Origin of the sequence: Streptomyces polyasparticus (assembly GCF_014493765.1) — a bacterium.
Taxonomy (GTDB): Bacteria; Actinomycetota; Actinomycetes; order Streptomycetales; family Streptomycetaceae; genus Streptomyces; species Streptomyces polyasparticus.
Genome location: NZ_JACTVJ010000023.1, coordinates 152,055 through 163,899 on the forward strand (window position 1 = coordinate 152,055; position 11,845 = coordinate 163,899).

Annotated in this window: 8 protein-coding genes; 5 read left to right on the forward strand and 3 right to left on the reverse strand. The window is 71.1% G+C overall.

The window, feature by feature from the left end:
• Positions 1–17: 17 nt before the first annotated feature.
• Positions 18–479: an NUDIX hydrolase gene (locus H9Y04_RS36775; RefSeq protein ID WP_187818530.1), complete on the reverse strand. Its 462-nt coding sequence runs from the start codon at positions 477–479 to the stop codon at positions 18–20.
• 356 nt (positions 480–835) lie between these two features.
• Between H9Y04_RS36775 and H9Y04_RS36780 the strand changes: the two genes are divergently transcribed.
• Positions 836–2,575 carry a TIGR03767 family metallophosphoesterase gene (locus tag H9Y04_RS36780; protein ID WP_187818531.1) on the forward strand — a complete coding sequence of 580 codons (1,740 nt, stop codon included), beginning with the start codon at positions 836–838 and terminating at the stop codon, positions 2,573–2,575.
• 119 nt (positions 2,576–2,694) lie between these two features.
• Here the strand turns inward: H9Y04_RS36780 and H9Y04_RS47120 are convergent, their stop codons facing one another.
• Complete coding sequence (locus tag H9Y04_RS47120; protein WP_236071914.1) at positions 2,695–3,930, reverse strand: hypothetical protein; 1,236 nt, start codon at positions 3,928–3,930, stop codon at positions 2,695–2,697.
• Between the two features lie 322 nt (positions 3,931–4,252).
• Here H9Y04_RS47120 and H9Y04_RS36795 point away from each other — a divergent pair, with 322 nt between their 5' ends.
• A complete protein-coding gene (locus H9Y04_RS36795) occupies positions 4,253–5,761 on the forward strand; it encodes a hypothetical protein (protein WP_187818532.1) in 1,509 nt (502 codons plus the stop codon).
• Positions 5,762–5,864: 103 nt separating this feature from the next.
• Here the strand turns inward: H9Y04_RS36795 and pepN are convergent, their stop codons facing one another.
• The gene (gene pepN, locus H9Y04_RS36800; protein WP_187818533.1) at positions 5,865–8,447 is read right to left on the reverse strand and encodes an aminopeptidase N; all 2,583 of its coding nucleotides are present in this window, start codon (positions 8,445–8,447) and stop codon (positions 5,865–5,867) included.
• Positions 8,448–8,619: 172 nt separating this feature from the next.
• Between pepN and H9Y04_RS36805 the strand changes: the two genes are divergently transcribed.
• From H9Y04_RS36805 to H9Y04_RS36815, 3 genes are all read left to right on the forward strand, one after another.
• Positions 8,620–9,288 carry a mycothiol-dependent nitroreductase Rv2466c family protein gene (locus H9Y04_RS36805; protein WP_187818534.1) on the forward strand — a complete coding sequence of 223 codons (669 nt, stop codon included), beginning with the start codon at positions 8,620–8,622 and terminating at the stop codon, positions 9,286–9,288.
• A gap of 80 nt (positions 9,289–9,368) precedes the next feature.
• The gene (locus tag H9Y04_RS36810; RefSeq protein ID WP_187818535.1) at positions 9,369–9,974 is read left to right on the forward strand and encodes a hypothetical protein; all 606 of its coding nucleotides are present in this window, start codon (positions 9,369–9,371) and stop codon (positions 9,972–9,974) included.
• Between the two features lie 145 nt (positions 9,975–10,119).
• A complete protein-coding gene (locus tag H9Y04_RS36815) occupies positions 10,120–11,841 on the forward strand; it encodes a fibronectin type III domain-containing protein (protein ID WP_308801614.1) in 1,722 nt (573 codons plus the stop codon).
• Positions 11,842–11,845 lie beyond the last annotated feature (4 nt).

Here is an 11,845-nt window from a genome sequence, read left to right on the forward strand (position 1 = left end):
GGCCGTTCAGGGCCGGGTCAAGTTGACAACTCCGCGTCCACCCGCCCCACCGCAGGCCTGTTGCGCCAAAGCCCCAGGCCCACGTCGACCAGGCCCACGCGCGGCAGCCCCGGCACGGTGTCCAGCGGATGCCAGGCCGCGAGGTCGGTCGAACCGTCCGTCTCGTGGCGGAGTTCGCCCCCGGTGACCTCCCCCTCGTACACCAGGCGCAGCCCGTGGAAGTCCGCGAACGAGCCGAGCTTGCGCGGATAGCGCCGGCGGATCGAGTCCACGCCGAGCAGCGTGACGGGCCGCACCGCGTACCCCGTCTCCTCCTCGGCCTCGCGGATCACCGTGTCGTACGGATCCTCGCCGTGCTCCATCCCGCCGCCGGGCAGGGTCCACCGCTTGCTGCCGTCCCCGGCCACCCAGCGGGCGAGCAGAAGCTGTCCGTCGCGTACGCAGACGGCGTAGGCCGCCACCCTCAGCTCTTTGTGCACCCTGCACACGTTAAGGGCTCGACACCTTCCGGTAGCCCTGCGTTCGCCAATGGGCCGCCGCCCACTCGCCGAGTGCGGTAGGGGCGCCGTACTCCGCCGCTCAGGTGCCGCGCCCCCGCCGTACCCCGTCAGATGAACGCAGCGTGACCGACTCCGGTCGGTCCGGCCAGCCCTGCGTGAGCCGCACATGACACCCGTACGGGGCCGTGATCCACGTACGGTGATCGGCCCGCGGCGTTGCGGTGTCGTTTACGCGCAGGTCATCCCGGCTGCCAACGATCCAGTACGAGCGGGGAGTTCGGCACCTTGACCGGTCGGCGCCCCCGCGAACCGCGTTCGCACCCGGGGAGACGCGCATGCCGCGCACACGCTCTGTCGCCACCGCACTCGACCGCCGCTCCTTCCTCGCCGCCGCAGGCGCACTCTCCGCCTCGACGGGCATCGGTCTCGCCATCGGCCTCGACGGCGGCGGCCACGAGGCGCAGGCGGCGCGGCCCGCGCAGCCGCTCACGCGGGCGAACAGCCGCCCGGCCCCGGCGCCGCCGCTCGCCCCGTACAAGCGCGGCACCACCCTCGACGCGGTCGCCGCCCCGGGCACGGGCCGCGGCTACCGCCGCCTCGGCAGCGGGGCCGCCTGGCCGCGGGTCACGCGCGGCGAGATGGCCGGGGCCAGGAAGGGACGCGAGGCGCGGCGCCGCACCCTCGCCGCCTTCGTGCAGTTCACCGATCTGCACATCGTCGACACGCAGCACCCCAACCGCTACGAGTTCCTGCGCACCGAGACCGCGAGTGCCTGGCGCCCGCAGGAGGCGCTCTCCGTGCAGGGCGCCGTCTCGCTGGTGGAGCGGGTCAACGCGCTGCGCGGCGCGCCCGCCACCGGCGCGCCGCTCGGCTTCGTCATGACCACCGGCGACAACACCGACAACAACGCACGCTGTGAACTCGACTGGTTCCTCAAGGCGTTGAGCGGCGGCACGATCGTCCCCAACTCCGGTGACCCGCGCCACTACGAGGGCGTCCAGGACAGCGGACTGCCGCTCTTCTGGCATCCCGAGGGCGAGCTGCGCGACGCCGACCGCAAAGCCGGCTTCCCCCGGATCGAGGGCTTCCTCGACGCGGCGATCGGCGCGGTGCGCAGCCCCGGCCTCAACGTCCCCTGGTACTCCACGGTGGGCAACCACGATTCCCTGCCGGGCGGCTGCTTCGCGAACGACGGCTGGTTCCACGAGTTCTCCGTGGGCGACCGCAAGCTGATGGAGCTCGACCGTGGGCAGGCCGCGCGCTTCTGGCAGGCCATCCGGGCCGGTGACGACCCCAAGGGCGCGTACTTCAAGGACCTGATCCGCACCCACCGCAGCCGCCTGCGCCGCATCACCCCGGACCGGGGCCGCGCCCCGTTCACCCGGGCCGAGTACCTCACGGCGCACCTCGACCCGGTGCACACGGGTCCGGGACCTGTCGGCCACGGCTACACGCAGGCGAACCTCGCCGCGTCCACGCAGTACTACACCTTCGAGATCGCCGACGACGTCCTCGGCATCAGCCTCGACACCACCAACTCGGCAGGCCACTACGAGGGTTCGCTGGGCACCGCCCAGTGGAACTGGCTGGAGCGCACGCTCGAGCAGGCGGACAAGGACGGCCGGTACGCGATCGTCTTCAGCCACCACACCAGCACCAGCATGCGCAACACCCGCCCCGACCCGGCCCGTCCGCGCGAGGCGCGGCACGGCGGACAGGAGCTGGTCGGGCTGCTCAAGCGCCATCCGCGGGTCCTCGCCTGGGTGAACGGCCACAGCCACCGCAACAAGGTCCGCCCGCGCGGCACCTTCTGGGAGATCACCACGGCCTCGCACATCGACTATCCGCAGCTGGCCCGCGTGATCGAGATCGCCGACAACCAGGACGGCACGCTCTCCCTGTTCACCACGCTCATCGAGTCCGTGGCCCCGCACCGCACGTCCTTCGAGGACCTCACCCAGACGGGCCTCGCGTCCCTGTACCGCGAGCTGTCCTTCAACTCCCCGGGCCGCAAACCGGAGTTGCTGGGCGAGGGCTACGACCGGAACACGGAACTGCTCCTGCCCAAGCGCTGACCCGCGGCACACCGAAGGGGCGGACCCCCACCGTCCGGAGGTCCGCCCCGTCCTGTGCCCCCACACCCCCCCTTACCCCCCGTTCCCCCTTACCCCCCGCGCCCCCTCCCCCCGGGCCTTTAGCGCGGCAGCACCACCACATACGCGGCGGGATCCCGATCCGTCGAGGCCATCAGTGCCGTACGCACCACCGCGGCCTGCTGCTCCAGGGAGTCCCTCAGCTTGCGCGGCGTGATGTGCACGACCGTGATGCCGAGCCGCTCCAAGTGCTCGCGCTTGCGGGCGTATTCGGACCACAGCGCGTCGTCGTCCTGGCGCGGGGCGCGGGTGTCCAGCTCCACCGCGACCGCCTGGTCCGGCCAGTAGGCGTCCACGCCGCCCAGCTGCGGTCCGCCGGGCAGCCGCAGGTCCACGTTCCACAGCGGGTCGGGAAGACCGAACTCGGCCACCATCCGGAACAGCCGGTCCTCGGCGATCGCCCGCCCCTCCGCGAGCAGCGAGTCCACGGCGTCGACGACATGCGGACGGTTGAGCAGCCGGGCGTGGTTCAACTCCCGCACGATGGCGGCGGGTTCGCAGTGCCCGCCCCGTACGGCCTCCATCAGGAGCCGCCGTACGGCACCCGCGTCATTGAGCTGGCCGACGGCGTCGGCCAGGGCCCGCGGCACGGGGGCGACCGGCAGACCGGTCACGTCCTGCGGCTGCGGCAGCGCGTGGGTCCGTACGAGCCGCGCGAAGCCCACGGACCGCAGCCGCCGCGTGCGCGGCACGAGCACATCGATCCGGTCGAGCGAGAGCAGCGGGGGAGCGGACGAGAACCCGTGCAGCGTGAGCGCGGCGAGCCCGGTGATCGCCACGTCCTCGTACGGGAACGAGACGCCCGGAGCCTCGGGCTGCACCTGCCGCTTGTACGAGGAGGGGTGGGCGGCCATGGACCGGCGCTCGTCCGCCGAGCGCTCCACGGGCGGCCGGGACGCGGGCGGCAGCGAGGCGGCCGCCGCGGAGGCCGCGGACTGCCGGGGCATCTTCGGCAGGCCGGTCTGCGCCGGGATGGCGTTCAGGCCGGGCGCGACGCCGGTCATGCCCGCGGTGGCGCCGGTGACCGTTCCCGCGCCGGGCGGCCGCCCCGCGTACAGGAGCACCGCGTGCAGCCGCTCCTCGCTGGTCGGCGGTCCGGGGTGGAGCAGGAAGACACCCGGCAGCACCTGCTGCCAGGGACCGCCGGGCCGGCACTGGGCGCTGGTCTCGGCGGCGGACACTCCGTGGCTGCGCAGCTGGGCGGCGGTCAGGACGCGCCGTGCCACGTCGGAGAGGTGGTGCAGGGGGCGGGGGGAGAGCGGGGTGTTGTGGTTCATGGCCAGGGGTTTCCCGCTGAGTGACCACCCTCTAACCGCTGTTACCGTCCCGTCGCATAAACCGGACAATTCTGCACTAAAGGACGGGCGTTCGAGAGCCGAGAAGGGCTGGTCCGGATGGGGGTTACGGGCGGGGGCGGACCCGTGCGTCACAGGTGTGTTGCACGGGAGCGGTGGGGCCATGGTGTGCCGAGGGCCGGTTTCCGCGCAGGGATACCGGTGGGCGCGGCCGCCCCGTAGAGTCCCCGCACCGAACGCGGCTGAACAGGGGGTGATGCCGCCGAGCGCGAAGGGGTACGGGGTGCGAGGGCGGGGAGAGCCGGTGCGTCGGATGCCGGGGGAGGCGGCGATCGGCGCCGCGAGATCGGCGGCGTTCGTCGCGCGGCAAGGGGCCTTGGCGCGGCGGATGGGGCGCTGGGCGCTGGTTCTCTTCGTCGTCGGAGTGGCCGCTGGGCTCGCCGGCGGCGAGGGCGACGAGGGCCCGCTGGTCGCGATGACTGTCACGTGCCTGCTCGGCTGCATCCTCGTGCTGCTCATGCGGGGTGCGTACGGGATCCACGTGCGCCGCACGCGTCATGTCCTCGGCTCCCATCCCTGGACCGTCTGCGTCGCCGTGGTCACCCCGGCGTTCTGGGGCAGGCCCACCTGTGCCGTACGGGATCCGTACACCGGCGAACCTGTCGCCCTGAGCGTGGTCACGGCCCCGCTCGGCAAGCAACTGCCGCTGCCGCCGGGCGTACCCGGCGTGCTGTGGTGGTGCGGCTCCCCGTCCGGGCGCGGGGCCATCGCCCGTCCGGGCGGTGATTTTCCCTTCCGCGTACGCCCGGTGCGCGGCGAAGCGGCCCGGCGCCGCGTGATCGCCGAAGCGCTGGACCAGGGACTGCTCGACCGCACCCCGCCCGACCCGGTGCCGCGGCCCGTACCGCCCGTGGTCCAATTCCCGCCCAGACGCCCCTTGTTCCGCTGGGTCGCGCTGCTCGGCCTCGTGCCGGCCGGCCTCGGTCTGGCCCGCTACCTGGCCTCCGAGGGCGACCCCGACGTCAACGACGGTCTGGGCATGGCCGGTTTCGCGTTGATCGGCATCGGCCTGATCGGCGCGGTGGTGCGCACCATGCTCGAGATACGGGCCTACGCGACGCGACCGAACGTGCCGGCGCTGCCGTCGCCGCCGACGACCCAGGACGCCTCCGGCCTCACCGCAGCCCCGGACGCCGACCTCTCCTACGGGACCCTGTCCGCTTTCGCCCACGGCCAGATGCTGCCGCCTACGGGCAAGGAGCAGCCGCGACGTCCCGACGTGCGCAGCCTGCCGTGGTGGCGGGTACGGGCGCTGCTCGAACTCTCCTCGCTCCGGAACGCGTTGCTCCAGAGCACGGCCGCCGCGGTGACGACGGGCATCTGGTGGTGGTCGGGCCGCCACACCCTGCTGCCCTTCGCGGCGCTCCTGGCCATCGGCGCAACGGTCGACGGCGTCCGCGCGGTCCGCGGCGTCCCGGCCGCCCGGGCGCTTGCCCGAGCAGCCCGCTCACCCCACACCCTGACCAGACGCTACGTCCTGCTCCACGAGGCCCAGTACGAGGGCGTCTCCCTCGTCCTCTTCCCCTTGGACGCCGAGGCCGAGACCCTCCCCGAATCCATCCTGGACATCAACTTCCCGGGCCCCGCCCAACACCCCCACCGGGGCCTGCCCGCCCCAACGGGAACGGTCGAACTCCATTACGTACAGGAGGACTTGGAGCCGCGCATCCAGGTGCCCTGCATAGAAGGTCAGGTCCTGTGGCCCCAATCAGCCCCTGCGGCGTTTGAGCAGATCCGAACGAAGTTCGGATGAGGGGTCCGGGGCGAAGCCCCGGTTTCGGGAAGGGGCGGGGTGGGGGAGAGGCCCGCCGCAGGCGCAACGAACCCGCACCCCCACCCGCCCGCACCGGACAGCCTCAGCCCGCCGCACCCGAACCGGCATCACACGCCTGCCCCCGCAACGCACGAGCCAAGTCGTCGCGCGCCTCGAGGACCAGTCGGCGCAGAGCCGGCGCCGCGTCCGCATGCGAGGACAGCCACTCGTCGGTGGCCGCGAGCGTCGCGACCGAGTCCTGGAGGGACGGGAACAGCCCCCGGACCACGTCCATGCCGATCTGGATGGAGCGCTCGGACCAGATGCGCTCGATCACCTCGAAGTAGCGCGGCGCATACGGCGCGATCAGCTCCCGCTGCGAGGACTGCGCGAACCCCGAAATCGTCGCCTCCACCAGCGCGTTGGACAGCGCGTCCGACTCCACGACCTCGGCCCAGGCCTGCGCCTTGACCGCCGCCGAGGGCCGCGCGGCCAGGCAGCGGACGTGGTGGCGCTTGCCGGAGGCCGTGTCGTCGCGCGCAAGTTCCGCGTCGAGGACCTCCGCGGTGGCGCGGCCGGCCGAGGCCAGCGGCTCCAGGAACGCCCAGCGCATCTCCTGGTCGACGTCCAGACCGTCGATCTGGGCCGTACCGCCGAGCAGTCCTTCGAGGAGCTGGTGGTCCGCGTCCGAGGAGGCGACCGCGGCGAAGAAGCGCGCCCAGGTCAGCTGGTGCTGGCTGCCGGGCTCCGCGATCCGCAGCTCCCGCAGCGCACCCTCGGCGAGCAGCCGCTCGCCGGTGGAACGCCACACGGGCGCCGCGTAGTTGACCAGCGCGGAGCGCGCCCAGGCGTGCAGCATCTGCAGCACACCGATGTCCGACTCGCGGCCCGCGAACCGCAGCACCAGGTCGATGAAGTCCCGCGCGGGCATCAGCGCGTCACGGGTGAGGTTCCACAGCGCCGACCAGCACAGGGCGCGAGCCAGCGGGTCGCCGATGTCCCCGAGGTGGCCGCGGAGCGTCTCCAGGGACCCCTCGTCGAACCGGATCTTGCAGTACGTCAGATCGTCGTCGTTGACCAGGATCAGATCGGGCTTCTCGGCGCCCGCGAGAGCGGCGACCACCGTACGCGGCCCGTCGACATCCGCCTCGGCCCGCGCGTAACGCTCCACCGTGCCCTCCGGCGTACGGCGGTAGAGACCGACCGCGACCCGGTGCGGACGCAGCTCGGGGTGCGACGCGGCCGCCTCCTGGAGCACGGCGAGTTCCACGACCTTGCCGGAGGCGTCGTACGTCACCACGGGAGTCAGGGAGTTGACCCCCGCCGTCTGCAGCCACGAGCGTGACCACGACGCCATGTCGCGGCCCGAGGTCTCCTCAAGCACCGAAAGCAGGTCGCCCAGCTGCGTGTTCCCGTACGCGTTCCGCTTGAAGTAGCGCCGCGCGCCCTCCAGGAACGCGTCCTGGCCCACGTACGCCACGAGCTGCTTCAGGACCGAGGCGCCCTTGGCGTACGTGATCCCGTCGAAGTTGAGCTTGGCGTCCTCCAGGTCACGGATGTCGGCCGTGATCGGGTGCGTGGACGGCAGCTGGTCGGCGCGGTACGCCCAGGACTTGCGGTTGTTGGCGAAGGTGATCCAGCCGTTGGTGAAACGGGTGCACTCCACCATCGAGAAGGACCCCATGAAGTCCGCGAAGGACTCCTTCAGCCACAGGTCGTCCCACCACTCCATGGTCACGAGGTCGCCGAACCACATGTGCGCCATCTCGTGCAGGATGACGTTCGCCCGGCGCTCGTACGAGGCCTGCGTGACCTTGCCGCGGAAGATGAACTCCTCGCGGAAGGTGACCAGGCCCGGGTTCTCCATCGCGCCCAGGTTGTACTCCGGCACGAAGGCCTGGTCGTACTTCCCGAAGGGGTACGGGTAGTCGAAGTGGTCGTGGAAGAAGTCCAGGCCCTGCTTCGTGATGAGGAAGACGTCGTCCGCGTCGAAGTGCTTCGCCAGCCCCTTGCGGCACATCGCGCCGAGCGGGATCTCCAGGGTCGTGCCGTCGGCGAGCTTGCGCGTGTAGTTGTCCGTCACATAGTGGTACGGACCCGCCACGAACGCCGTGATGTACGAGGAGATCGGCTTGGTCTCCGCGAACCGCCAGACGCCGTCGGTCAGTTCACCCACACCGTTCGACCAGGCCGTCCAGCCCTCGGGCGCGCGGACCTCCATACGGAAGGGCGCCTTGAGGTCGGGCTGCTCGAAGCAGGTCATCACGCGGCGCGAGTCGGCCGGCTCGTACTGCGTGTAGAGGTAGACCTCGCCGTCCTCGGGGTCGACGAAGCGGTGCATGCCCTCGCCGGTCCGGCTGTAGGCGCACTGCGCGTCCACGACCAGCTCGTTCTCCTCGCGCAGGTCCTCAAGGGCGATGCGCGAGCCGTCGAAGACCTCCGACGGGTCGAGGTCCACGCCGTTCAGGGAGACGGCGGTGACGCTCGGCGCGATCAGATCGGCGAAGGAGGCCGAACCCGGCTCGGAGCAGCGGAAGCGGATGGTCGTCACCGACCGGAACGTACGGGGCTCCCCGCCGGATTCACCGACCGCGGACCTGAGGTCGAGCGAGACCTCGTAGCCGTCGACGGACAGCAGTGCGGCCCGCTCCCGGGCTTCGTCGCGGGACAGGTTCTCTCCGGGCACGGGTACTCCCTCGTAACGCGCATGGACGGGTCGACCGGACGTCTGGTGGTGTCGCGATCAGTGCGATCCTCCCATGTCGCCCACGCGCCGGACATCCGGGGAATGCCCCGGTCGGCCACGGTGTTCGTGCGGGCAGAAGTGTGACGGATTGTCGATGGAGGAATCCCCGGTCATGAGCGAGCAGGCTGCACAGAACACCAGCGCCACCAGCGAAAAGGTCACCGCGGACTTCTGGTTCGACCCCCTGTGCCCCTGGGCCTGGATGACCTCCCGCTGGATGCTGGAGGTCGAGAAGGTACGCCCCGTCGAGGTGCGCTGGCACGTGATGAGCCTGTCCGTGCTCAACGAGGGTCGCGACGACCTGCCCGAGCAGTACAAGGAGCTCCTGGAGAAGGGCTGGGGCCCGGTGCGCGTGGTCACCGCGGCCAAGGAGCTGCACGGGGACGACGTGGTCGGCCCGCTGTACACCGCGATCGGCACCCGCTTCCACAACCGCGGCGAGGGCGCGACCCTCGAGGCCGTCTCCGCCGCCCTGGAAGAGGTCGGGCTGCCCGCCGACCTGATCGAGTACGCGGACAAGGACACGTACGACACCGAGCTGCGCGCCTCCCACAAGGAAGGCATCGACAAGGTCGGCCAGGACGTCGGCACCCCGGTCATCGCGGTGCCCGGCGCTGACGGCGAGCAGATCGCCTTCTTCGGCCCGGTCGTCACGCCGGCCCCGCAGGGCGAGGCCGCGGCCCGGCTGTGGGACGGCACGCTGCTCGTCGCGTCGACCCCGGGCTTCTACGAGATCAAGCGCACGCGCACGGCGGGTCCGGACTTCTCGAACCTGAAGTGATCCCCGAGCGGGCCTGAGGGGCCCCGCCTCCCGGACGCCTCCGGGAGGCGGGGCCCTTCGTGCTCGCTTAGCGTCCCCCTATGGGGACGACCACACTGATCGGCACGGAGGGCGGCCGCGAGGACCCGCGGCTGCCGAACGACAACGCCCCCTACGCCTCGTACCCCCCTCGCCTCCGCGATCACGCCGTCCACCTGGCGACCCGCACCCTGCCCCCGCTCTGGCGCGTGCTCGGTCTGCGCACCGCGGCCGGCGCCCTGCGCCACTACCTGCGCGGCACGGGCCGCCCGTACCGCCTCGACGCCCGCGCGCTGCTCGCGCTTCCGGTGGTGCGCACCGCGGTGGACGAGCAGCTCGATCTCTGGCGCGAGGAGGCCGAGGGGCGCGCCCCGGGTGTGTACCGCGCCGACAGCGGCTGGCGGGGCGTCGGCATCACGCGCCGCGACGACGCCGACCTGTGGCTGGCCCTGCGCGGGGTCTCGTACCGCCTGACGGGCACGGTCGAGGTCCGTGCGGACGGCTCGCCGGGCCCGGTGACGTACCGCTTCCTGGCCCACAAGTCCTGGAACTTCGACCGCGGCGAATCCGAGTACGGCATCCCCTTCACGCCCTTCGCCCGCCTCCATGAGACGGGCCTGGCAAGGGAGTTCGAGGCGGTGGGGGAGCTGGACGGACTGGTCGACTAAAGGCCTGGTCAGAGCAGGGATGTAGTCAGTAAGGTGCACTCCGCGCGTGCGTGTCGTGTCGTTCCTGTCCTCTCGTGCCGCGTGTAGGGGGAGGACTTGTTGACGGGGGCCTCTCCACTTGAAGACCAGTAGTCGTCTGAGACCGGTGTCCGCTGCTGTCGTCCTCGCCACGGCAGGTGGATTCCTCACTGCCTCGCCCGCGGACGCCGCCACTGCGTGCAAGACCAACTATTTCACCCGCAGCTTCTACGCCAACACCACCTTCTCCGGCACCCCGAAGAAGACCGACTGCGACAACGTGATGGACCAGAACTGGGGCACAGGCGCCCCGGCCTCCGGCCTCCCGACGAACAACTTCGGCGTCCGCTACAGCCTCGTCCGCGACTTCGGAAACGGTGGCCCCTTCACCTTCTCCGTCGCCGCTCGTGACGGCGTCCGTGTCCATCTCGATGGCGTGCGCAAGATCGATATCTGGAAGAACGGCTCCACCACCCAGACCAAGACGGTCAACGTCACGATTCCCAGCGGCAAGCACACGCTGCGCATCGACTACGTGAACTGGACCGGCGCCGCCAACGTCTCCTTCGCATACGCACCACGCACCTCCGCGACCGTCGACAAGACCGCTCCCCGCACGCCCGCCGGCATCACGGCCTCGTACAGCGTGAGCACGTTGAAGTCGACGGTCCGGTGGTCCCCCAATGTGGACATGGACATCGCCGGGTACCGCCTCTACCGCCGTCTCAAGGGCACGGCCACGTACACCAGGGTCGCGCAGACCGGCAGCACGTCCTACGTCGACAGCCCGCCGCCCACCGGCCAGACCTTCTATTACGAGACGCGTGCCTACGACAAGGCGGGCAACGAGTCCGCCGGGACTGCCGACATCCCGGTCACCACCGCAGACAAGACCGCACCGGCGCGCGTTGTCCCCGCCGTCACCATGGGAACCGATCCGGCACGGGAGAGCTACCTGCTGTCCTGGAAGGCCGTTCCGGACGCCGTCCGGTACCGCGTGCTCCGTCAAACGCTGCGGTCCGGCGTCTCCCGAGATTGGGCCGAGGTCGCTTGGGCGACCGGCACCTCCTACACCGACTACGTGCCGGCACTGGGTGCGAACATCAAGTACCGCGTCGAGGCGTACGACGCCGCGGGCAACGCGGCTCCCGCCTCCACCGACGACGAGGTGTACGCCGGCGCCTTCTGGTACCCCAGGCTCGGTGACGTCACCGTCTCCTATCAGGGCAACAACACGGCGCTCCTCCAGTGGACCCAACCGCTGGACACCTTCGCCATCCGGTGGGACGACTACCGCCTGTGGCGCACCCTCAGCCCCGATGCACCCTCCGGCGTGGCACCCGACAGCCCGGAGATCTGCCGCAACCTCACCTACAGCCAGGATGCCGACCGCCTCAGCTTCCGCTGCAACGCCACTGTGACGCCGGGAGTGACGAACACTTTCACCGTGGAGCCCTATGAGGACCCGACGATGCGCGCCCTGCCCAGCGCTCCCGTATCCGTGACGGTGCCTGCCGCACCCGCGCCCGCCACCGGATTCAACGGTGTCATCGTCGACCGCAAGGTGAATCTCAGCTGGGACCCGGCCGCCCCCGGAGCTGTGGACCATTACGAGATACACGACGGCTTCTGGTACCCGGCCACCTCACCGGACACCAGCGATCGGTTCCGTATCCTCAACACCATCAAAGTCCCCGGCGACGCCCGCTCGTTCAGGTGGCCTTACCTTCCCTCCGGGAACCAGTCGTACGTCATCGTCGCCGTCGCGGCAGACGGCACGAAGCTGACGGTTGAGCAGTCGCCGCGTATCCCCCCGTTCGTCACTGCGGCAGGCGGGAGTGCCCCATAGGCGG

Coding starts and splice junctions, on each gene's coding strand:
- H9Y04_RS36810 (WP_187818535.1), top strand. CDS start 9,369: ATGGGGACGACCACACTGATCGGCACGGAGGGCGGCCGCGAGGACCCG.
- H9Y04_RS36805 (WP_187818534.1), top strand. CDS start 8,620: ATGAGCGAGCAGGCTGCACAGAACACCAGCGCCACCAGCGAAAAGGTC.
- H9Y04_RS47120 (WP_236071914.1), bottom strand. CDS start 3,930: ATGAACCACAACACCCCGCTCTCCCCCCGCCCCCTGCACCACCTCTCC.
- H9Y04_RS36780 (WP_187818531.1), top strand. CDS start 836: ATGCCGCGCACACGCTCTGTCGCCACCGCACTCGACCGCCGCTCCTTC.